Below are 23,365 nucleotides of genomic sequence, written 5' to 3' on the forward strand. Positions count from 1 at the left end.
GAGCCTGAAAGTGTAGATTTGAGTATCTTACGGATTCCAGAGGACTATGATAAACTAAGGTTACAAAATAGCCGGCTAAAAACTATTAGGAATGTAAGGGAGAATATTTATGAAGAAATTAGCACTTGCTGCGATGGCAGGTTTCATTGCAGTCAGCATGTCAGGCTGCTCCAAGGCGCCTGAAGAGCCTGTGGAGACAACCACGACCACAGCTGCGGAAGCAGTAAAAGAGACAGAATCAAAAGGGGAAGCAGCAGCTTCCACAGGTGTTACCATTGAATTTTTATATAACTTAAACGGTGAGTCTGTCAGCGATGCCATTCAGGATGTTTGCAAGCAGTTTACAGAGGAAACCGGAATCGGCGTGGAAGCGGTCATGCCTGGCAGTAATTTTTCCGATATCATGAAGACCAGAATGGCTTCCAACCAGCTTCCTGATGTGTGGACAACCCATGGCTGGGCAGTTGCAAGATATGCGGAATACTTATCTCCTTTAAATGATTTTGAATTTGCATCTCACATTGCCCCAAGCATCAAGGAACAGATCACGGACGGTGAAGGAAACCTTTATACCCTTCCCATTGACATGGATTTAACCGGAATGATCTACAATGAAAATGTTCTGGAAGAAGCCGGCGTGAATGTGGATGACATCAAAACCTGGGCTGATTTTGAGGAAGCCTGCGAGAAGATCAAGGCAGCAGGACTTACCCCGATCCAGCTTGGAGGAAAAGACAGCTACACCATGGGTAATATGATGGATTTCGTGGCGCCTACTTTGATCACAAACGAGGATGAGGCTAATCAGTCCGCTCTGTTAGACGGCAGCTTTGACTGGAGCAAATGGAATGTGGTCGTAAACCAGATCGACTCCTGGAGGCAGAAGGGATACTTTAATACAGATGCCGTTACAGCAGATTTCATGACCGGTATCAAGGCCCTTGCAGCTGACAAGTCAGCATTTATGTTTACTGCAGCCAGCGGAATCACAGAGACTTATGTTCAGAACCCGGATACGAAAATGGGCTTTATGCCTCTTCCTGCAAGAGAAGCAGGGCTGAAACGGTCTCTGATGACAGGAGAGCATTTTGCAGTGGGCATGTCAAAGACCACAAAGCATCCGGAAGAAGTAAAGCAGTTTATGGATTTCCTTGCCCGTGAAGACATTTGTTCTTACCTTGCAACCAAATGCGGTATGCCTTCCGGACTTGACAACGTGGTAAGCGATACGGGCAGACTGGCTCCTTTCTATGATAAGTATGCAAATGACAGTTCCATTTTAAACATTCCGTATTTTGACAGAAAATACCTTCCAAGCGGCATGTGGAATGACCTCTGTGTAACAGGAGCTACCATTGTTTCCGGACAGTCAGATTCCCTTACCGTTGCAGTGGATCAGATGAAGACAAGCTATGAGGAAAAGAAAGCACAGGAGTAAACATGAAGATTCAAAAAAAATCAGCGATCAATCTGTTTTATATTCCGGCAGTGATACTGTTTCTGGTTTTTGTAATTTATCCTTTTGTCCAGGGTATCCGGCTTTCCTTTACCAACTGGAATGGATATTCCCAGACTATGAAATATGTTGGATTTAAAAATTATGCCAGATTATTTCAGGATGCAAATGTAAAGACAGCACTGGTCAATACACTTATTTACGGTGTTATGAGTACCCTGATCCAGAATATACTGGGTCTTGGCTACGCGTTATTTTTAAATACAAAGTTTAAGGGACGTTCCCTTGTCAGAACGATTATCTATATGCCGGTTATGATTGCTCCGCTGATTATGGGTTACATCATGTATTTCTTCTTTCAGTATGACGGAGGTGCGGTCAATGATATTCTGACCGCCCTCCACATGGAGCCGGTGGATTTACTGGTCCATTCAGGAACAGCCATCTGGATCATCGTTCTAGTGAATTCCCTGCAGTTTGTGGGCGTTGCCATGGTCATTTACCTGGCAGGCCTTCAGAATGTTCCCAACATGTATTATGAGGCAGCCATGATCGACGGAGCTACCTTCTGGGAACGTTTTAAGCACATTACCGTTCCCCTGCTGATGCCGGCCATTTCTTCCTCTACCATTTTAAACCTGATCGGAGGATTAAAGCTCTTTGACCTGGTTATGGCGCTTACAAGCGGCGGACCGGGATTCAGCACTCATTCCCTGTCCACTTTGGTTACCAACCAGTATTTCTCCGCTCAGTCCGCAGGATATGCTTCTGCAATCGGGATTTTTTCATTCCTGCTGATTATGATCATCAGCAATGTGGTTATGGGGTATTTTGACAGGAAGGAGGTGGATGCGTAATGAAAGGATCAAGAGTTTCCAATGCCTGGAAGTATATTCTGGCTCTCATCATCATTGCAGTCCACTTTGTGCCCATTTATATGGTGGTCGCCATTGCGTTTAAATCCCCTTATGACCATTCCTCCAGGTGGGCCTTTCCGGGATACTTTTACTTAAAAAACATTTACACCGCACTGGAACGGGGAGGGATGCTCCTGGCCCTTAAAAATACGGTGATCATCAGCGGCATGGCAATTCTGTTCATTGTGGTTGTGGGAGCTATGGCGGCTTATCCCCTTGCAAGAAATAAGAGCAGGCTTAATAATCTGGTGAAAGGGTTTATTATGGGTGTCATGATGATCCCCCCCTTAAGCATTTTGGTTCCTCTGTATTCCTTTATGGCAAAGATTCAGGGAATCAATTCCTACTGGGGCATGATCGTGACCCTGATCACCTTCCAGCTTCCCACCAGCATCTTTTTGTTTTCCAGCTTTATTACCAGCATTCCTGTTGCCCTTGAGGAAGCGGCGGCAATTGACGGCTGCGGGCCGTTCCAGACATTTTTCCGGATCATCATGCCCCAGCTGAAGCCGGTAACGGCTTCTGTTATCATCATCACAGGCGTAAACTGCTGGAACAATTACCAGTTCGCCCTATACTTACTCCAGTCACCCAGGATCAAAACCATCACCCTGGCCATTGCAGGCTTCTTTTCCGCGGACTCGGCCAATGTCAACGGTGCGGCGGCGGCTGCCTTTATCGGGATTCTTCCCATGGTTGTGGTGTTCCTGTTTTTACAGAAATACTTTATCCAGGGCATGGTGGACAGCGCAATTAAGTAATTGGAAAATAATTAAATATGATTCAAAAAGGAAAGCGGGAATCAGATGAGAATTCCGCTTTCTTTCTAAAATTATTGAAAGATTGAGGTTTGTTATGAGTGTACAATATATTGAGGATAAAAAGGTATTCTTGCTGAACACGAAACATACAAGCTACCAGTTCCGGGTGGCGGAGTTTGGGTTTTTAGAGCATTTATACTATGGAAGAAAGATTTCCGATACAGCGGATTATCTCCCGGTGAGAATCCGCCATGGGTTCGAGGCCAATCCCTATGAGTCGGAAAAGGACAGGACCATCTGCTTGGATGTGCTGGAACAGGAGTATCCCGGGTTTGGAGTTTCAGACTTCCGCGTTTCCGCAGTCAGCGTAATTAACGGGGATGGGTCTGACTGTATTGATTTAAGATATGTGTCTCATAAGGTGATTAATGGAAAATACAGCCTGCAAGGAATGCCTTCCCTGCGGGACAACGGCGGCACATGGCAGACCCTGGAGGTCTTGATGAGGGACCCTTACACTCTGTTGGAGGTGACTCTTGTTTACGGCGTGCTGGAGGAGTATGACATCATTACAAGATGTGCCAGGATTGAGAATGGGGGAGAGCAGACCGTATTTGTCAATGCAGCTCATTCCACCTGCATTTCTTTCCCGACGGATCAGATGGATATGATCAGCTTCTATGGAAGCTGGGGCCATGAGCGGTGTGCGGAGAGAACATCTGTGAGACATGGGAAGATTACGGTGGACAGTGCCAGAGGCATTTCCAGCCATTACCAGAATCCTTCGGCCATTCTCTGCAGTCCGGATGCAACAGAGGATGGGGGAGATTGCTATGGAGTTGCCCTGGTTTACAGCGGAAACTTTGCGATCACAACGGAGGTCAACGATTTTAAGCAGACCAGGCTGGTGGCAGGAGTGAATCCGGAGACGCTGTACTGGGAGCTTACAAAGGGCAGTGCATTTGAAACGCCGGAAGCAGTCATGACCTATAGTTTTCAGGGACTTTCCATAATGAGCCACAATTTCCACCGGGCTGTGAAGCATCATCTGATTCCCGGCCAGTTTGTCAATGAAAGATGCCCGGTTCTCATCAATAACTGGGAGGCGACCATGATTGATTTTGATGAAGAAATGCTGGTGAATATTGCAGGTAAAGCAAAGGAACTGGGCGTTGAGATGTTTGTCATGGATGACGGCTGGTTCGGAAGAAGGACCGATGAATACAGGGGGCTTGGAGACTGGCAGTGCAACCGGAAGAAACTGCCCAGCGGAATTCCGGGATTTTCAGAAAGAATTCATGATATGGGATTAAAATTCGGCATCTGGATCGAGCCGGAAATGGTCAATGAGGATTCCAGGCTTTATGAGGAGCATCCGGACTGGTGTATCCAGATTCCGGGAAGAAAACCAACCCGCCAAAGATATCAGCTGATCCTGGATTTCAGCAGGGATGAAGTGGTGAATGCTATTTTTCATCAGCTTTATGAGGAATTTAAGGATGCACAGATTGATTACATTAAGTGGGATATGAACCGGAGCATGACGGACCGTTTCTCAGGGGCTCTTCCGGCCCACAGGCAGGGAGAGGTTTGCCATAAGTATGTGCTGGGACTTTATAAGCTGATGGATAAGATGACAAAGGCGTTTCCAAACGTGCGGTTTGAGGGCTGCAGCGGAGGCGGAGGAAGGTTTGATATGGGTGTCCTTTACTACATGCCCCAGATCTGGTGCTCTGATGATACAGATGCGGTGGAGAGGATTCGCATTCAGTACGGAACTTCCATGATCTATCCGCCTTTTGCCATGGGTTCCCATGTTTCGGAATGCCCCAACCAGCAGACGGGAAGAACGGTTTCCATTGACACAAGAGCGGCTCTTGCCTATTTTGGGACCTTTGGGTACGAGCTGGATTTAAATGAAATATCAGAGGAAGAACAGGAAGCGGTCCGCAGGCAGGTAAAATATTATCAGGAACACGGGCTGGTGTCCGCCCATGGAGACTATTACCGGCTGACTAACCCGGAAAGAGAGCGGGAGTATGGGGCGTTTATGTCGGTCTCCCAAGATAAGAAAGAGGCGGTCGTAGGATATGTACAGAGGGTTTCCGGAGCCAATAAGGGGATTATTTACTTAAGGCTTAAGGGGCTTGAGGAACAGACAAAGTATGAGATTCTGGAGCTTGGCATAAAGCTTTCCGGAGCAGCGCTGATGTATGCGGGACTGCCTATGCCGGTGATCAAGGCGGACAATGAAGCCAGGGTATTTACCTTGATGGCGCGGTGAGGATAGTTCTGACTGGTTTTAAATGCTTAAGAGAGATATGTAAGAAAGGATCGGAGACGGGGAACACATCATATGTTGTTCCCTTCTTGGATCCTGTTTGTTTTAGTTTTGCAATAAACCATTTAATTTTGCCGGTATAGCGGGATTTTGAATGATATACAGGTTCCCATATGTTTTTTACTAAGTATTTTTAATTGAGAAGTGTTTCCATATTGCATTACCAGGCGGCTGTTAACATTGGACAGGCCGATGTTTTCCTGATTGGGGTGATTGATTTTCTCATTGAGGGCAGCCACTTCTTCTTTGCTCATTCCAACACCTGTATCGATTACGGTAATGGTAAGCCATTGATCTTTCTCCGATATTTTGAGTTTGATAAAGCCTGAGCCTGGAAGGGGCTTGATGCCATGATACAGGCTGTTTTCAATAAGTGGCTGAAGGATGAGCCGCATGAGGGGGTAAGATTCCACTGCCTTGTCATAATCGTAGTACAGAATGTATTTATCCTCATACCGGTATCTCTGGATACTGTCATATTTTTTCAGATATTCAACCTCATCCCTGATGGTTACCATGGAGGTGGTAGTTTGAAGCGAATATTTGAGAATATCGGAGAGTGCTTCAATGATATTGTTCAGAGACGTAGGTTTACCGGTAAATTCAATGGCCTTAAAATCCAGTGTCTGCAAGGTATTAAAGAGAAAATGAGGATTGATTTGAAGCTGTAGAGCAGCCATTTCCGCCAGCTTTTGTTCCTGCTTCTTTAATGTCAGCTGATTTTTCAGGAAGGTCTGATTAACAAATAGCCGGACGATATTATTTAAAATAATATCGTATTCATCCTTGATGAAGCTTGGTTTCTCCTGATTGTAAGTACCCCGTTCTGCATCGGAAAATACAGTAACAAAGTAATCGATCTGCTGAAAGTTCTTCTTGGTAATGGTATAAGCAATCCAGACCATTGTGCATACCACCACTGCCAGAACCATAAGTAACTGGAAAAGAAGCGTGTACAGCGCCAGATAGTAATTAGACTTACTGGTGCATGCGGCAATATAAGTACCGCATGCGGCCGGTATGACTCTGACATAATAGTTCTGGTGGTTAAAAGATATCCAGTCCTGGCAGGGCTGGTCAGAAGAAGCCATTACCATAGATACGATGGCTTCCCTGTCGTGGTCGTTTAGTTCCTGCATGTTTCCGTTTCCCTGTAAAAGAAAGTTGCCCTGTGAGTCAATGATAAAAAACTGGTCCAGATTAGAACCGGAATTGAGAAGCTGCCTTAACTGCTCTTCATAGATATTGACCAGAATGACTCCCTGGAACATGCTGAGTTTCCTATAATAAGTCAGAACAGGGGTAGGCCGGCTGTAGGAATATAAAGTCATATTCCGTTTTTCAATCCATTCGCTTTTGTCAGAGGTTTTATAGGATTCCATCCAGTTTAAGTCGGAAAATTGTGACAACTGGGCAATCCCTCCGGTATATGAGGTAAGGAGGGAATCATATCCATCCAGATAATAATATACCGAGGATATATAAGAAGCATTACTGGTCAGAGAGGCAAAATTGGAGAAGATACTGTTAGTGAGGATCACATCCATGTAACCAAGCTGCTTATGAGATATAAAATTGCGCAGCGAAATGGACATCCTGGGATTTCGGACCAGCATATCATATTGGGTAGCAGCACTGTCAAGAACGAGGGAATAGCTGTCTCTGACGGCCTGGGCTGATTTGATGGCTTCGGCTTCTATATCTTTTTGCTTTCCATATACAATGACAGCGAGAAAGATCATAAAAACTGTAATGATGGGTAGCGTGATGATACCTGTATAATATAAGAACCGCTTGATAAAATTCCGTTTTCTCATGTCATTCTCCGCGAGGGGGGCAGTGGTTCTGCCGGTACTGCGATGGCGTCATATGGAAATACTGATGAAAAGCTCTTGAGAAATTCTTAGGATTATCATACCCCACCCGGTAAGCAATCTCATATTGCTTATAACCGACATCCTTCAGCATCCTGGCTGCATTATCCATACGAGTCTTCAGCAGATAATTGGAAAAGCTTAAATCGGAGTGTTCCTTCATGACCTTTGATAAGTAATTGGGGCTTAATTCCACAAGTCTGGCTGCTTGTTCCAGCGTGGCATTCTGATAATCCGTATCCAGATAATTCTTAACCATGCCGATAAGCTTTTCATAGTAGCTCAAATTCTCTTCTTCCGGTGCAGTAGACCGATGATTTTCTATATTGAGGTTTTCTCTGATTTTTGTAAGGCAATCTACCAGATCTTCATATTTGACCGGCTTTAAAAGATAGTCAATGGCGCCGCTGCGCAGAGCCCGTCTGACATAGTCGAAATCCTGGTATCCGCTGAAAAAAATAATCCTGACCTTCCTCTTTGAAGAAAGCTTTTCTGACAGTTCCAGTCCATCCATAATGGGCATCCGGATGTCGGAAAGAATCAGATCGACGTGATTTCCCAGTATGAATTCATAGGCTTCCTTTCCATTGGCGAAGCAGCCGGCTACTTCAAAGCCCAGTTGGTTCCAGGGAAACAGGTTTACGAGGCCGCTGCGGATCTTGGCTTCATCATCAACGATGATCACTTGATACATAATGAACACTCCCTTCACAAAAGATCTGATTTTATTATAAAGAAAAAAAATAAAAAAGCATCTTTTATTTTTAAAGAATTGGCGGGATCGTTGAAAATGAAGAAATTTAGTTCATAATGATACTTTGGCAGAAAAATTTGTAAAGAATGATACGATTCTATCATGCAAGTTTCTTACTATTTTATAAAACTTCAGTTACAATAATCATAGTTAATGATTCAGTGAAAAGCAAACGGAGGTAAAGATTATGAGAAAAGTGACGAAACTGACATGCCTGCTTCTAACAGGAATGATGGCAGCAACCGCCCTGACGGGCTGCACGAATAAACCGGTAGCCATGTCTTCCGGAGCAGAGACAGAAAAGGCAGCGGATCAGACAACAGCAGGAAAGTCATCTGCAGAACAGATAACACTCCGCTTCATGTGGTGGGGCGGTGACGCCAGAAATGAGGCGACATTGGCAGTGATTGACCAATATCAGAACCTTCATCCGGAAGTAAAGATTGAGGCAGAGATGAATTCCGACCAGGGTTATATTGATAAGGTATCCACCATGCTGGCCAACGGTACTGCACCGGATATCATGCAGCAGAACGTGGACTCCCTCCCTGATTTTATATCCAGAGGCGATTTCTTCGTAAACTTTAATGATTACCCTGATTTATTTGATACTTCAGGTTTTGAAACATCATTTATCAGCCAGTTCGGAACCTTTGACGGCAAGCTTCTGGCCATTCCCACTGGGATGTCCTGTCTGGCCACCGTGGCTAATGAAGATGCAGCGAAAACCTGCGGAATTGATTTAAGCAAGCAGATTACCTGGGAATCAATGCTGGAAGACGGGAAAAAGCTTCATGAACAGAACCCTGAGTATTTCTATATGAATACGGATACCAGAATTTTGTGTGAATATGTATTAAGACCATATCTTCGTCAGTTAACAGGTCAGTCCTTTATCATTGACAGCGAAAAAAAGATAAGCTTTACAAGAGAACAGCTGGTGGAAGTGCTTCAATATATTAAAGACTGCTATGAGGCCGGTGTTTTTGAACCTGCAGAAGACAGTGCGACCTTTAAGGGGCAGATTCAAACCAATCCTATGTGGATGGACGGAAAATTTGTATTTGCTTATGGTCCTTCTTCCAGTATCAATCTGCTGATTGATGCTGTTCCGGATAACACATGTACGGTAGTGCAGATGCCCTTGTCCGCAGAAAGGGTTAATGACGGTTTCTTTGCAGACACGCCCCAGTACATGACAGTAAACAAGAACTCCAAGCATGCGGAGGAAGCAGTGAGATTCCTGGATTATTTCTATAACAATCCGGAAGCTCAGGAGACATTAAAAGACGTCAGAAGCGTGCCGCCGACCTCTACAGCCAGAAGCCTCTGCGCAGATAAGAAACTGTTAAATCCGGTTGTTGTAAGTGCGGTAGATCTGGCAGCAGGGTTAAATGGCAAGAGTGACAAGGGGTATACTACCAGTGCGGAAGTTTATGCCATTCAGGAAGATATGATTGAAAGTGTTGCTTATGGACAGAGTACACCGGAAGATGCTGCCGATAATGCGATTGATTTGATCAATGATTACTTAAGCGGTTTAAAATAAGAGTACATAATGGGCTGCCGGGAAATGAACTTTCATTTTACGGCAGTCCTTTTTAAAAGGCAGGAGGATTAAATTAATGGTTAATAGTAAGGTCAAAGCAAAGCACAATTGCGGCGGATGGACCAAAAGAAACAGGATTGGTTTTATGTATGTATGCATCTGGATTTTTGGATTCCTTTTATTTCAGATGTACCCCTTTATCAGTTCTCTGATCTATTCCTTTACGGACTATGATATCTTTGATAAGCCTGCCTTCATAGGTTTAGATAACTATATCAGGCTATTTACAAAAGATAAGGAGTTTTGGAATTCCCTGACAGTTACCTTAAAATATACCTTTATTACAGTTCCTGGAAAGGTGATTCTGGCTTTGATTATCGCCATGATCCTGAACAGGGAATTGAAAGGGATCAACTTTATGAGAACTGTGTATTATATTCCTTCCCTTTTAAGCGGTTCCGTAGCGGTTGCGATCTTGTGGAAGGTGCTTTTCATGAACGACGGCTTTATCAACAGCCTGTTGGGTGTCGTACATATACCGCCTGTAAAATGGATGGGCAATCCCGGTATGGCGGTGATCACTATCTGTATGCTGGAGATCTGGCAGTTTGGCTCTTCCATGGTACTGTTTTTATCTGCCTTAAAGCAGGTGCCGAGGGAGCTTTATGAAGCGGCCAGGATAGATGGAGCCACAAAGATCAGGATCTTTATTAAGATAACGTTACCGATGATTACCTCCATTGCATTTTTCAATATTATCATGCAGCTGATTACAGCTCTACAGAATTTTACATCGGCCTTTGTAGTGACAAATGGCGGGCCTAACAAGGCCACCTACGTGTTGGGTATGAAATTATATACGGATGCATTTAAGTATTTTAAGATGGGTTATGCCTGTGCCACATCCTGGATTTTGTTTATCATCATTATGATTATGACCCTGATTCTTTTTGTAACATCAAAAAAATGGGTCTATTATGATAACTAGGAAGGAGAGACCGAATGAAAGACAAAAAAATCAACAATGGAATTACATATGTGCTCCTGGGAATATTTGGTGTTGTCATGCTGTTTCCGGTAATCTGGATGTTTTTCGCTTGCTTTAAGTCCAATAATGAAATATTCGGCAGCCTGACTCTGCTTCCGGAGAGCTGGAGCCCGGAAGCATTTATTAAGGGCTGGAAAACAACGGGTACCTATACCTATGCAAAGTATTTTATCAACACTTTTGCCCTGGTTATCCCTACCACCCTGCTGACTCTGGTGTCATGTTCACTGGTGGCCTATGGCTTTGCCAGATTTGATTTTCCGGGAAACCAGTTCCTTTTCATGATACTGATTGCGACGCTGATGCTTCCCAATGCAGTAATCATTATACCGAGATATGCACTGTTTAATAAGTTAGGCTGGCTGGATTCCTACATGACATTTTTTGCACCGGCAGCCGTAGGCTGCTATCCCTTCTTTGTCTTTATGATGGTACAGTTCTTAAGGGGACTTCCCAGAGACTTAGATGAATCTGCTTATATTGATGGCTGCGGACCGTTCCAGTGTTTTATCAGAATTTTGCTGCCTCTTTTGAAACCGGCGCTCTTTTCTGCCGGACTGTTCCAGTTTTTATGGACCTGGAATGATTTCTTTAATACAAATATTTACATTAATACGGTGGCTAAATTCCCATTATCCCTGGCGCTGAGAGTCAGTATTGATGTAACTTCCAATATCAGATGGAATCAGGTGATGTCCATGGCTTTGGTCTCTGTAATACCGCTGATCATTTTATTTTTTGCAGCACAGAAATATTTCGTGGAAGGGATTGCCACAACTGGTATGAAGGGGTAGTGTTAGAAAAATAGCAGGACGTAACTATGGAGGAATCATGAAGACTTATAAAAATCCAGTATTATATGCAGATTATTCCGACCCGGATGTGATCCGAGTCGGGAGCGATTACTATATGGTAGCATCATCATTTACCTATGTTCCGGGAGTTCCGCTTCTTCACTCTAAGGATCTGGTACACTGGGAAATCATTAATTACTGTGTAAAAGCGCTTCCATTTGAGAAATATAAGGAACCTTCCCATGGTTCAGGAACGTGGGCTCCTTCCATCCGTTATCATGAAGGAACATTTTTCGTATTTATTCCTTTGGTGGATGAGGGTATCCTGGTTGCCAGAAGTGATAATCCTTATGGTGAATTTCAATTAAATATGTTATGTGAAAGGAAGGGCTGGATAGACCCCTGTCCGTTTTGGGATGAGGCTGGGAAAGCCTATATGGTGTTTGCATATGCAGGCAGCAGGGCTGGAATCAAACATCGTCTGATGCTGGCAGAGATTAATACAGACTGTAAGTATCTGGTGGGAGAACCTCAGATGATTTTCGACGGGGAACAGATAGCGCCTACAACTGAGGGGCCGAAGCTGTATAAAAAGAATGGATATTATTACATACTAATGCCCTCAGGAGGTGTGGAAAACGGCTGGCAGTCATGTCTGAGATCAAGGGATATTTGGGGCCCCTATGAGTACAGGGTTGTTATGCGGCAGGGTAATTCTAAAATTAATGGCCCTCATCAAGGCGGCTGGACCACATCTCCTGACGGGCATGATTGGTTTATTCATTTCCAGGATGTAAATGAGCTGGGAAGAATTTTACATCTGGAGCCCATGTGCTTTTTTAAAGGCTGGCCATTTATCGGTCAGGATAAAGATGGTGATGGAATTGGAGAACCGGTAGAAGAGTGGCGAATGCCTGTGGAGTACATGCCTGAATATGAAATCCTTCAATCGGATGAGTTTGAGTCTGAGAGACTTGGTCTCCAATGGCAGTGGCAGGCAAACCCAAATCCCAATCATTATTCTCTTACTGCCAATCCGGGCTTTCTGCGGCTGTATTGCCGGAAACATCCTACAAGAGATAATCTTTTGTGGTATGCACCGAATGCGCTAACTCAGATTCCGCAGAGCAAGTCTTTTACTATGACGGCCAAGCTTGTATTACACGGAAGAACGACAGGTGATTTCGGAGGGATCGGTATGATAGGGCACTTCTATTCCTACATGGGATTATATCAGACGGAGGATGGGACAGAACTAAGATGCTACAAAGGAACTGTTACAGACAAGATGTTCAAAGGAAAAGCAAACGAGGAGTGCGTGTTAAAGCTGATAGGAAATGGAAATAGAATATGGCTGAAGCTTCATGTGTTGGAGGATAAGACGTATCGCTTCTCCTATTCCTGGGATGGTGAAGAATTTCTGGAGACAGACCCTTTATTTAAGCTTTGCCGGACCACTTGGACGGGAGCCAAGCCTTGTTTGTGGGCGTGCGCCCGGGAGAATGCGGAATCGGAAGGTTACTGCGATTATGAATCTATACGTATCCGAAAGGCAGAAATTTAAGAGAACATATCAGTGTTCAGAGGGCAGTATCAGTATGGCTAAAAAAATCTGAAGTACTGAGAAGCATATCTCCAGCCTCTTAGTACTTCAGTTTTTGCAGATTAGCTGCTGTCTCTTTTACTTTACGTCTATAACTTCCTTCGCCATACCGATTAAATCATCGCAGCTCAAATCATCAAAGGAACTGAGCAAATATTCCATACCATTTTCACTCCAGTTTACATAACGATATACCTTACGCTCTTCTTCGCTGCTTCCGTAGCTGATCATCAGCTGGCCTTCTTCCTCCAGTTTCAAATCGTCCTCTGATGGTTTTGCATCTGGAGGTAAAAACAGGTAATTATCTTCGTGGACTTCTAATGTGATATCCTGATAGACTTCCTGCTTTATCACCGTAGAAGAACCCTGAGGAATCATATCCTGATGTTCATGAACGTGAAGTGCCACACGATCATTGTCCCCATATCCGGCATAGAGTTCCGGGTAGGTAAGCATTGGATTTTGGTTTAAATCCCTTCCTTCTATCTTAGTAATAGAACCTTCGTTAAAGGAAATGCCATTTGAAAAAGTATCTACCAGCTTTGGAGCGGTTCTCATCTGGTTCTCAGCTAATTGGACCAGTTCAGCTTTTGAATGGACCATATCATCCCGGGATACAGAGCTAAACAGACCTGTAATTTTACCGCCTGCAATTGCCGTGACAGTTCCCATTACCGTTATTGTACACACTGCAGCCAATGCTGCCACCATTCTTTTTTTATTAAATTTCATAATTCCATTCCTCATTTCTATTTTTTTATGAATTTCTCTAAGACAACGATTCTCTGTCTGCACATCCGGGCTTATCTGATCCAGCCCAGTCTTTATGATTTGTTTTAATCTGTCATCCCTAAAGTTATCCATGGCAAATGCCCCTTTCCCTTTCTGTTTTTTCAGTGCCGTCAGCTTTCAATAAATCCTTCAGCAGTTTCCGTGCCTTATGCAGACGGGATTTTACCGTCCCTTCCATGGTTCCTGTAATGTGGGCAATCTCTCTGGTGCTCAATTCATTATAATAGTACAGAAGAATCACAGTACGGTATTTAATATCCAGATGGATGAGTGCCGCCTGGATTTCTTTTGCTGTCTCTGCCTCTAAAACAGATTCCAAAGGTCCATCTGCTTTCTTATCTTCCCGGATGTGTTCCGCGCTCTTTTTTTCTTCCTCATTTTCTAAAATACCTTCATAAGAGATTTCAGCCCTCCCTTTTTTCTTTCGTTCAAGCCGCCAGGCAGTCCTGACAAGAATTTGATACAGCCAAGACTCAAAGCGTTCCCCTTGTTTCAGTTTTGACTTATGAAGAAAGCATTTAACAAAGGTCTCCTGTAAAATGTCCTCACTGTCACTTTGGTTGCCGGTAATAAAATACGCCATACGGTATAGCTTTCCGGAATAGGAACGGTATAGTTCGTCAAATGCTGCTTCGCTGCCATTGATCATGCTTTCCACCAAAGCCTTCTTTTCTTCCATCATAACCTGTTTCCTTTCCTTTTTTCGATGCATCTGATAATAAGAGTCATCAAAGTTTTATTTGGTTCACTATTTATAGATTTTATTTTAAAAACATGAAAACAAAGGACCGGGGGCGGAAAACTGACTGCTGCCGTTTCCGTCTCCGATCCTTATGGCTTATAAAAATTCTGATATTAAATTTATTGCACGGCTTTTGGAACCTGCCGCTAAACTCCATTCTTATTCCTTTTGATCACCTTAAGCCTGGTAAACTCTTCCCTGTCTTTTTCTTCCAGTGAATTGGTGATGTTCTTTGTCAGAACCTCATACCTGGGGATCGTAATGTTCTTTAAGGCATTGGCCCGTTTCTGAGTTCTCTTAATACTGTTTGCCAGACGGTAGGCGGAGTTCTCCACCATGGAAAGCTTTACTGTCAGCTTTTTTACCTTTTCAAACTGGTAACGTGCTTCATCCAGTGATTCCCTGGTGCTGTAATAGGCATAAGTCAGGTTTAAGGGCATTTCATCATGTTCGACCAGAGGAATCTCTGTTCCCATGATGCTCCTGGTCTTGATTCGCACAGAATTGTCCACGGGAACTGCCAGGGCGATGTCCTGCACATAATTGATCCCCAGCTCAATGTTGGCTTTTTGCAGGGCCTTGTATGCGGAAGTAAAGGTGACGTCGATTTCCGACTGGATGCCCTTTGCTTCATCGATCAGGCTCATCAGCTCCTTGATGAGGATATTCCGTTTTTTATCCATCAGCTCGTAGCCCTGTCTGGCTAAAGTCAGGGAGCTTTTGGCAAGGATCAAATTCCCCTTGGTGGGAAATGTATTGGGATTCATGAATATCCCTCCTATTCTTCCGGTGCGTCAAGGGTGGTTGGCTTGTAATACTGGTCTAAGACCTTGGTGTCGATGCGGTCCAGCTCAGATCTTGGGAGAAGCCCCAGAAGCTCCCAGCCAATGGTCAGGGTTTCAATGATGTTCCGGTTGGCATGGTTTCCCTGCCCTACAAAACGGTTTTCAAATTCTTTTCCGAACACCAGATATTTTTTATCAATGGGAGAGAGTTCATCTTCTCCGATGACCGATGCCAGTGCTCTTGCATCCCCAACCTTTGCATAACAGGAGAAGAGCTGGTTTGCCAGACCTTGATGGTCTGCCCTTGTAAAGCCTTCTCCAATGCCGTCCTTCATCAGACGGCTTAAGGAAGGGAGGACATTGATCGGCGGATAAACCGACTGGCCGTATAAACTGCGGTCCAGAACGATCTGCCCCTCTGTGATATATCCCGTAAGGTCTGGAATGGGATGGGTGATGTCGTCGTTTGGCATGGTCAGGATAGGGATCTGGGTCACGGAACCATGCCGGTCCTTTACAATGCCGGCCCGCTCATAAAGGGAAGCCAGCTCGCTGTACAAATAGCCGGGATAGCCCTTTCTGGAAGGGATTTCTCCTTTTGAGGAGGAAACCTCACGGAGGGCCTCTGCATAGGCGGTCATATCGGTCAAAATAACCAGAATGTGCATCCCCTTTTCAAAGGCTAAGTATTCTGCCAGGGTCAGGGCCACCTTTGGCGTGATCAGACGTTCCACCACAGGATCGTTTGCCAGATTGATGAACATGGCTACGTGGTCGGAAACACCGCTTTCTTCAAAGGTGCGGCGGAAAAAATCAGCCACATCGTATTTCACCCCCATAGCTGCAAATACCACAGCAAATTGTTCACTGGAAAGGGCATCATCCCCTAAGGAAGCCTGCTGTACGATCTGAGCCGCCAGTTCATCGTGGGGAAGGCCGTTTCCTGAGAAGATGGGAAGCTTTTGTCCGCGGATTAAGGTCATCAGTCCGTCAATGGCTGAGATTCCCGTGCGGATATAATCCCTTGGGTATTCCCTGGTAACAGGATTTAAGGGTTTTCCGTTAATATCCAGGCGAATGTCAGAGCTGATGTCTCCAAGTCCGTCAATAGGCTCTCCGATTCCGTTAAAGGTGCGTCCTAACATGTCTTCGGAAACGGCAAGCTCCATAGGGTGCCCGGTGAGGCGGGTGTGAACATTTCTTAAGGCAAGCCCATCAGTCCCTTCAAATACCTGGATGATGGCTTTATCCTCGTAAACCTCAATGATGCGTCCAAGCTTCTTTGTCTTTTTTTCTACGGTCATTTCCACGATTTCGTCGAAAGCAGCATTCTGGACGCCTTCCAAAACCACCAGGGGCCCGTTGATCGCACTTAGTCCTAAATATTCGATTGCCATAGTCTGCCTCCTCCCTATGCGTTGCGTTCGATGACAGATTCATAGAAGGCATCTACCTGCTTTTTGTAGTCATCAAACATATCCAGTCTGTCGTTAGGTACATCATATTTAATGGAAATGATCTTATCGAAAATCGGATCTTCCTTTAGTACGGACATAGGCATTCCCATGGAAACCAGGGAACGGGATTTCTTGAATAAATAAAGGATTAAGTCCATCATTTTAAACTGCTTTTCCATTGGAACACAAGTATCATCCTTGTGAAATGCGTTCTGCTGTAAAAATCCGATCCTGATCACCTTGGAGATTTCCAGTATAAGCTTCTGGTCATCGGGAAGCATGTCTCCGCCGATGAGTTTTACGATCTCCATAAGGCTGCTTTCCTGGGTCAGAAGAAAGACCAGGCGGTTTCTGTAGTCCACGAATTTCTTATCCACGTTTTCCACATACCAGGGGGCTAAGTCGGTTAAATATTCGGAATAGCTGCTGAGCCAGTGGATAGCCGGAAAATGGCGTTCGTTTGCCAGATTCCGGTCCAGGCCCCAAAAGCAGCGTACAAAACGTTTGGTGTTCTGGGTCACAGGCTCGGAGAAATCGCCTCCCTGAGGAGATACGGCCCCGATAATGGTGACTGAGCCTTCGGTTCCGTTCATGTTCTGCATGATTCCGGCTCTTTCATAGAAGGCTGATAAGCGGGAAGCCAGATAGGCCGGGAAGCCTTCCTCCGCAGGCATTTCTTCCAGACGTCCGGACAATTCCCTTAAGGCCTCGGCCCAACGGGAAGTGGAGTCCGCCATGATGGCCACGTGATACCCCATGTCCCGGTAATATTCCGCAAGGGTAAGGCCGGAGTAAAGGCTTGCTTCACGGGCTGCAACAGGCATGTTGGAGGTATTGGCAATGAGGGTGGTCCGGTCCATCAGAGGATTTCCGGAACGTGGATCCACCAGCTGGGAAAATTCCTCAAGCACCTGGGTCATCTCGTTTCCCCGCTCTCCGCAGCCGATGTAGATGATGATATCCGCATCAGACCACTTGGCGATCTGGTGCTGGGTCATGGTTTTTCCCGTGCCAAAGCCGCCGGGAATACAGGCAGTGCCACCCTTTGCAAGAGGGAACAGGGTGTCAATGATCCTCTGCCCGGTGATAAGGGGCTTGGAAGCCGGGTACCTTTTCAATATGGGCCTTGGAACGCGGATGGGCCACTTCTGGGTCATGGTGATCTTGGCTTCAGAACCGTCTGTCAGCTGAAGGGTCAGCAGGGGATCAGAAATGGTATAGGAACCATCCTCCACGGCGTCAAGGACATAGCCTTCCATATCAGGAGGAATCATGACCTTATGGACAATGGCAGGGGTTTCAGGAACCTCGGCAATGATGGTTCCGGGGAATAAATGATCACCCTTCTTTACAGTCATGTGAGTCTTCCATAGTTTTGAACCGTCAAGGGAGTCCACATGAATACCCCGGTCAATGTATGCGCCTCCGGTCTTTGCGATCTCGCTTAAAGGCCGTTCAATTCCGTCAAAAATGTTATTTAAAATGCCCGGAGCAAGTGTGACCGATACGGGGAAGCCGGAGGAGGAGACCGTTTCTCCCGGCTTTAAGCCGCTGGTTTCCTCGTACACCTGGACAATGGTGCGGCGGTCCGTAAGGCCGATGACCTCGCCGACTAAATGGTCTTTGCCTACATAGACCATTTCATTCATTCGGAATCCGGAATCGCCCTTCAAATAAATGACAGGGCCGTTAATACCGGAAATAGTACCTGTATTAGTCATTGGCCGTACCTCCAATCAGATCCTTTACATCAAAGCGGAAGTCCCGTTTTGCTTCTGTCAATTTTGTTTGAAAGGAATTGTCGATTAAAATATGCCTGGAAGGGATGACAGCCCGGGTTCCTCCCAGAAAGGAGTATTCGCTCACCCGGATATCGGAGCCGCCGGCAATTGACAGTTCATTGATCTTATCTTCATCCGCAGGATCAATGTAAATGGTGATGAATTCTTTTCCTGCCAGGGCCTTGGCTTCCTTGATCTGCTTTTCCAAAAGCTTTGTGTATCCCGGAGATTCCATGAATGTGGCCAGTTTATCCCGAAGCTCCGAAAACAGCTTATCTTTCAGCTCATCCTGTTTTTTTCCAAAGGCCCGCTTCATTCCGATCTGCTCCAGGGAAAGCTTTTTGTTGATCTCCCGTTCGATCCGTTCACTTTCCAGGTTTACCTGCTGGCCGGCCCTTCGCCTGGCATCCTCCTGATGCTCCGAAAAGGTCTGCTCTAAGGCTGCCGTATATTCATCAAGCATCTTTGCACTGCGGGTTCTGGCATCTTCCATACAAAATTCCAGGAAATGCTGTAATTTTTCCTCAGTTGTCAAGATGACCACCTCTTTCTTATAGTTTTAATCCGATGGCTTCATTCACGTAATCCGTGATAAAGTTCGGCTTGCGGCCGGTACCATGGCGGTCGGGGATCTCCACGATCAATGGGAGCTTACGGTTCAGCTTCACATCATTGATGATATCCGGAAACTCTTTTCCGAATTTCTCCGTCAGGAGAATGATCCCGATCTCTTTATCGGCCAGGACTTTATCCAGTTCACGTTTCAGTTCCGTCTTTTCATGAACGACAGCGCCTTCCACTCCGGCTAACCTCATTCCGGTCCAGGTATCCACGTTGTCGCTGATCAAATACATTTTCATGGGTTACAGCTTTCCTAAGATCATGAAAGAAATGATCAGACCATACAGACAAACGCCTTCGGCAAGCCCTACGAAGATCAGTGATTTACCAAGTATGGAGCCATCCTCGCTGATGGCGCCTAAAGCAGCGCTGGCAGCCGCGGAAACGGCAATACCGCCGCCGATACAGGCAAGTCCCGTGGAAAGTGCGGCAGCTAAGTAGCCCATTCCTGCAATGCTTCCTGTGCCAGGGTTTGCTGCCTCTGCTGCGGCAGCCTGGCCGTTAAACATGAATACACTGGAAACGATCAGGGTACCGAAAAATAAAAGTGCGTTAATGCCCAGTGCGGTTTTATACCGTCCTTTTGTTTTTTCACCCAAGGCAAAAGCACCAAAGGGGACAACGATGCTTAAGGTCAATGCGATTGCTAATGTTATTTTTACTAAGATTGACATAATATTACCTCCATTTTGGTTTTTAATTTTTCTTTCCGTATGGTTTAAATTCCCGGCCGGTTCCCCGATAGAAACGGCTGAATAATTCATAATATTCCAGACGCAGAACCTGGATTCCCACGATCAGGCCTTCCATGCCGCAAACGAATAAGTTGCCCAGAATCACAACCAGCCAGTTGGGATTTCCTGCTTCCGCACCGGAGAGCATGAGCACCACTTCCATCATGGCTGCGTGGCTGACGGCAAAGGCTCCTACACGGACAAAGGAAAGGGTGTTGGAAAAGTAGCTTAAAAGCACTTCAAACAGTTCGAAAAAGCCCTGAACCACAAACATGCCCTTTTCCTTTGGCATGATCTGGGCTTTTCTTTCCACCAGGTTTGTGAGAGGTTCCTTAAAGAACATGACAGCCAGCGGGATGCCAAACATGATCACAAGGAGTATGGCAGCCGGAACAGGGTTTTTGGTCATGTAAAGGACAATGGTGAGCACAAGGCTTGCATAGAACACAAGTCCTGCCGTACCGTTTGTGTCAAACAGGGTTTTTTCCGGGTCATGAAAACGGATGCTGTTTATGATGTTTAATACCATGGTCATCAGGATAATTCCCATGCCAATGGAAATCGCTGCGATAAATACGGTATTCAGCTTCCCGATAAAGGGCAGGCTGGTCATGTGCTCCATGGGGCGGAGCCAGACGGCGCTTATAACATCTTCGAACCCGAAAAAGCTGCCGAAAAGGAATCCGAATATGGTTGAGAAGAAGCCGCAGCAGGATAAAATGGCCGCCAGATTCATTTTCTTAAGCCGGTAAAGGAGAAGCCCTCCAAACAGAAGGCACATTCCCTGTCCCACATCCCCAAACATAAAACCAAAGAGGAAGGAATAGGTGATGCCGATCAATATGGTGGGGTCGATCTCATTGTACTCCGGAAGGCCGTACATCTGTATGAACATTTCAAAAGGCTTAAAAAGCTTTGGGTTGTGAAGCTTGGTTGGAGGCTTGCTCATAATGTTGTTATGGTCATCCTCCATGAAGCAGAAGGTCTTTTTATCGTCTGAGATCTCCTTCTGAAAAGCAGCGGCATCCCGGTTACTCATCCAACCGCAGATAATGTAAAAGGTGTTTACATTCTGCTTGGTACATGCTGCCAGCTTTCTCACATTAAAGTTGGTTGAAAATATTTCCAGACTTCTATATGCGCTTGATAAGTCCTCCTGCCTTGCCGCCAGAAGATCAGACATCTGCTTTCGGATGCTGTTAATAGCAGCCTGCAGGGTATTGATCTTATCTTCCAGAAAATGGATGGCGTCCAGGGGCGTGCCCTCGTATTCATCAGGCAAAAAGAAGCGTTCAAAATGCATGGAAGAGAAAATGGCATCAATCTGGTTTGAGATGGTTTCCGGTGCAAAATAAACCAGCCAGACATACTCGTCATCCTCCCGGCATTTATAAAGGACAGTATCAATGGTATCATATACGTAGCTCTCAAATTTGTTGTAATACTCATGAGAAATACGCCCAAAACGGAATTTAATGTACTTAAAATGGAGGATGGAGCTTAAATCATAGTTAAGTCCGGTGAACGGAAGGATCCGGTCCAGGGATTGGCGGAAGGAATTTTGCTCGGTCACAAGGGCCTCTTCCTTTGCAGTCAGTTCCTTTACCTGTTCTCCGATCCCTGCAACAATTTCAGCGGCCCGCTCAATGGAAACTTTTTTCCGGCTGTTTGCCGGATCTCCCGGCGGGAGTAATTCCGCCAGTTCCATGGCGCGCTGGTACGCGTCCTTGTATGGATTGGTTTCAATATAAGGTCTTAAGTCTTTTACCGTTTTTAATTCCGACAGGGCATTTTCCAAATGGATTTCATATTTGGATAAATAGGTGTCGATGACCCGGTCAATATCTTCCTTGGGTCCGGTGATACTTAAGAATTTCATCTTTTCTATCACGGAAAAGCAACCCCCTTTACTTTTTTACAACATAGGAGATAATTTCATCCGAGCTTACGCTGTACCGGATGCTCTCTATGAGGGTGATAATCTTTTGAATTTCTTCCTCCTTAAAATAAAGATAGGAATTCAGCGTGGCAATGGAATAGGGATTCTGCCGGCTGGTGGAACGGTATATTTTGTCCAGCATTTCCTGAGTCAGTTGTTCTAAGTCCGGCATGTCCGCGGCTTCCAAATCGGATTTCCGCCCATAAAAGGTGGTCCTTAGAACAGAATAAAACTCTTCCAACGTGGCTGCCTCTGCCATTTTTGTGATCTGCTCCTTATTTAAATGGTAATTAATAGGGATGAGAAGGGAATAAATATCGGCAGGCTGCAGGCGGTAATATTTTTTGGAGCGGTAAATCCACTGGACATTAAGTAAATCCAGCTTGCTGCCAAAGCAGCGTATAAGAAGCTCCTGTTCTTTTCTGGTAAGATATTTGCCCATGACCTTCCAGATGGTCTTAAAGTAAAGAAGGTCTAAGTGGACCTCATAATCAAACAAGGCGGGCTGTTCCTTATCGTCTAAGTGGGAAAGCAGGTCATAGTAAACCGAGCCTTCCAGGTTTGTAATGAATTCATGCAAGTCTCCTGAGGAAGACAGCCTCATTAAGTCCAGCCGGGAATGCTTCTCAAAAAAGTCCTGGAATACAGAGAGATCGATATCCGGCCGGTTCCGCCCCATAGCATTGCGGAAGCATTTCTTCAGGATATCGATTTCAAAGTGCATAAAATATAAGTCCAGAAATTTACGCTGGGTCAAATTGGCGAACCGGTAGAGCTTGGCAAAATCCTGGTACAGGGAAAGGATCAGCCGCTGTTCAATGGCTCCCCTGTGAAGGACCACGCCCTCTAAGTTTGCAAACAGCCCTTCATAGGCAGGCAAGCGCCTTAAATATTCCACTGCATCAGAAACAGTTTCAAGGGCTGCCATTTCGCGAAACTGGCTGTCGGTGATCAGATGGCTTTCCATGGCTCTTACCTTGGTTGTAATGCCGCTGTAGGATAATAAGTCTCCCATAAGATCACTCCTTTGTCATTGTATTAAATAACTCCTCCACATATTGAGTATGATGGTCCTCGTAATGCTGTTCCATGGCTTTAAGGATCCTTTGGGCATCACTCCGCTGTTTTTCCAGACGGTTATTCATGCTGATTTCCATGGCGGCCTGCAGCTCTTCAATCTTTTTGTTGGTTTCCGCTTCCAGCTGTGCATCGAACGCAGCCGTCCTCTCTTCCATTTCTTTTGCAAAGGCCTTTTTGCGCTCATTGGCATCATTCATAATGGAAGCCGCAGCCGATTCAATCTCGGATATTTTCTCGATTACAGTATCCATACTGTACCCTCCTTTTCGTAAGCATTCGTTGAAAAAAATAGTGCTTAATTTATAATGATACTACAATTTAAAAAAAATGCCATAGT

21 protein-coding genes are annotated in these 23,365 nt (G+C 45.3%); 8 read left to right on the forward strand and 13 right to left on the reverse strand.

Annotation, left to right across the window (positions count from 1 at the left end; genetic code table 11):
- The first annotated feature begins 109 nt into the window (after positions 1-109).
- The 4 genes from K401_RS0109595 (at position 110) to K401_RS0109610 (ending at position 5,418) form a co-directional block, all read left to right on the forward strand.
- Positions 110-1,438, forward strand: a complete 1,329-nt coding sequence (locus K401_RS0109595; RefSeq protein ID WP_024292748.1) for an ABC transporter substrate-binding protein — start codon at positions 110-112, stop codon at positions 1,436-1,438.
- A gap of 2 nt (positions 1,439-1,440) precedes the next feature.
- The gene (locus K401_RS0109600) at positions 1,441-2,313 is read left to right on the forward strand and encodes a carbohydrate ABC transporter permease (RefSeq protein ID WP_024292749.1); all 873 of its coding nucleotides are present in this window, start codon (positions 1,441-1,443) and stop codon (positions 2,311-2,313) included.
- Entirely contained in the window at positions 2,313-3,134 is an 822-nt protein-coding gene (locus K401_RS0109605) for a carbohydrate ABC transporter permease (RefSeq protein ID WP_024292750.1), read from the forward strand. The genes K401_RS0109600 and K401_RS0109605 overlap by 1 nt, the downstream gene beginning before the upstream one ends.
- 94 nt (positions 3,135-3,228) lie before the next feature.
- Positions 3,229-5,418 (forward strand): alpha-galactosidase, encoded by a 2,190-nt coding sequence (locus tag K401_RS0109610; RefSeq protein WP_024292751.1) that lies wholly within the window; start codon positions 3,229-3,231, stop codon positions 5,416-5,418.
- Between the two features lie 122 nt (positions 5,419-5,540).
- On the opposite strand, the gene K401_RS0109615 is transcribed toward K401_RS0109610, so the two are convergent.
- A complete protein-coding gene (locus tag K401_RS0109615) occupies positions 5,541-7,292 on the reverse strand; it encodes a sensor histidine kinase (protein WP_024292752.1) in 1,752 nt (583 codons plus the stop codon).
- Position 7,293: 1 nt separating this feature from the next.
- Positions 7,294-8,043 carry a response regulator transcription factor gene (locus K401_RS0109620; protein ID WP_024292753.1) on the reverse strand — a complete coding sequence of 250 codons (750 nt, stop codon included), beginning with the start codon at positions 8,041-8,043 and terminating at the stop codon, positions 7,294-7,296.
- Positions 8,044-8,290: 247 nt separating this feature from the next.
- On the opposite strand from K401_RS0109620, the gene K401_RS0109625 reads away from it, so the two are divergent.
- From K401_RS0109625 to K401_RS0109640, 4 genes are all read left to right on the forward strand, one after another.
- Positions 8,291-9,652: an ABC transporter substrate-binding protein gene (locus tag K401_RS0109625; RefSeq protein ID WP_024292754.1), complete on the forward strand. Its 1,362-nt coding sequence runs from the start codon at positions 8,291-8,293 to the stop codon at positions 9,650-9,652.
- Between the two features lie 76 nt (positions 9,653-9,728).
- Positions 9,729-10,640, forward strand: coding sequence for a carbohydrate ABC transporter permease (locus tag K401_RS0109630; RefSeq protein WP_024292755.1), 912 nt, complete (start codon positions 9,729-9,731; stop codon positions 10,638-10,640).
- Positions 10,641-10,654: 14 nt separating this feature from the next.
- Entirely contained in the window at positions 10,655-11,494 is an 840-nt protein-coding gene (locus K401_RS0109635; protein WP_024292756.1) for a carbohydrate ABC transporter permease, read from the forward strand.
- Positions 11,495-11,531: 37 nt separating this feature from the next.
- Positions 11,532-13,058, forward strand: a complete 1,527-nt coding sequence (locus K401_RS0109640) for a glycoside hydrolase family 43 protein (RefSeq protein ID WP_024292757.1) — start codon at positions 11,532-11,534, stop codon at positions 13,056-13,058.
- 117 nt (positions 13,059-13,175) lie between these two features.
- On the opposite strand, the gene K401_RS0109645 is transcribed toward K401_RS0109640, so the two are convergent.
- The 11 genes from K401_RS0109645 to K401_RS0109695 form a co-directional block, all read right to left on the reverse strand.
- Positions 13,176-13,829 carry a hypothetical protein gene (locus tag K401_RS0109645; RefSeq protein WP_156945261.1) on the reverse strand — a complete coding sequence of 218 codons (654 nt, stop codon included), beginning with the start codon at positions 13,827-13,829 and terminating at the stop codon, positions 13,176-13,178.
- A 124-nt stretch (positions 13,830-13,953) separates the two neighbouring features.
- Complete coding sequence (locus K401_RS0109650) at positions 13,954-14,571, reverse strand: RNA polymerase sigma factor (protein WP_029700711.1); 618 nt, start codon at positions 14,569-14,571, stop codon at positions 13,954-13,956.
- A gap of 206 nt (positions 14,572-14,777) precedes the next feature.
- Entirely contained in the window at positions 14,778-15,398 is a 621-nt protein-coding gene (locus K401_RS0109655) for a V-type ATP synthase subunit D (RefSeq protein ID WP_024292760.1), read from the reverse strand.
- Positions 15,399-15,409: 11 nt separating this feature from the next.
- Entirely contained in the window at positions 15,410-16,813 is a 1,404-nt protein-coding gene (locus K401_RS0109660) for a V-type ATP synthase subunit B (protein ID WP_024292761.1), read from the reverse strand.
- Between the two features lie 14 nt (positions 16,814-16,827).
- Positions 16,828-18,594 (reverse strand): V-type ATP synthase subunit A, encoded by a 1,767-nt coding sequence (locus K401_RS0109665; protein ID WP_024292762.1) that lies wholly within the window; start codon positions 18,592-18,594, stop codon positions 16,828-16,830.
- The gene (locus K401_RS0109670) at positions 18,587-19,189 is read right to left on the reverse strand and encodes a V-type ATP synthase subunit E (RefSeq protein ID WP_024292763.1); all 603 of its coding nucleotides are present in this window, start codon (positions 19,187-19,189) and stop codon (positions 18,587-18,589) included. Before K401_RS0109670 ends, K401_RS0109665 begins: the two co-directional genes overlap by 8 nt.
- Before the next feature lie 16 nt (positions 19,190-19,205).
- A complete protein-coding gene (locus tag K401_RS0109675; protein ID WP_024292764.1) occupies positions 19,206-19,514 on the reverse strand; it encodes a V-type ATP synthase subunit F in 309 nt (102 codons plus the stop codon).
- A 3-nt stretch (positions 19,515-19,517) separates the two neighbouring features.
- Positions 19,518-19,949, reverse strand: coding sequence for an ATP synthase subunit C (locus K401_RS0109680; protein WP_024292765.1), 432 nt, complete (start codon positions 19,947-19,949; stop codon positions 19,518-19,520).
- Between the two features lie 22 nt (positions 19,950-19,971).
- On the reverse strand, positions 19,972-21,900 hold the full coding sequence (locus tag K401_RS0109685) for a V-type ATP synthase subunit I (protein ID WP_024292766.1): 1,929 nt from the start codon (positions 21,898-21,900) through the stop codon (positions 19,972-19,974).
- A gap of 16 nt (positions 21,901-21,916) precedes the next feature.
- The gene (locus K401_RS0109690; protein WP_024292767.1) at positions 21,917-22,963 is read right to left on the reverse strand and encodes a V0D/AC39 family V-type ATPase subunit; all 1,047 of its coding nucleotides are present in this window, start codon (positions 22,961-22,963) and stop codon (positions 21,917-21,919) included.
- Positions 22,964-22,967: 4 nt separating this feature from the next.
- Positions 22,968-23,279, reverse strand: coding sequence for a hypothetical protein (locus K401_RS0109695; protein WP_024292768.1), 312 nt, complete (start codon positions 23,277-23,279; stop codon positions 22,968-22,970).
- Between the last annotated feature and the right edge of the window lie 86 nt (positions 23,280-23,365).

Origin of the sequence: Lacrimispora indolis DSM 755 (assembly GCF_000526995.1) — a bacterium.
GTDB classification, from domain to species: domain Bacteria; phylum Bacillota; class Clostridia; order Lachnospirales; family Lachnospiraceae; genus Lacrimispora; species Lacrimispora indolis.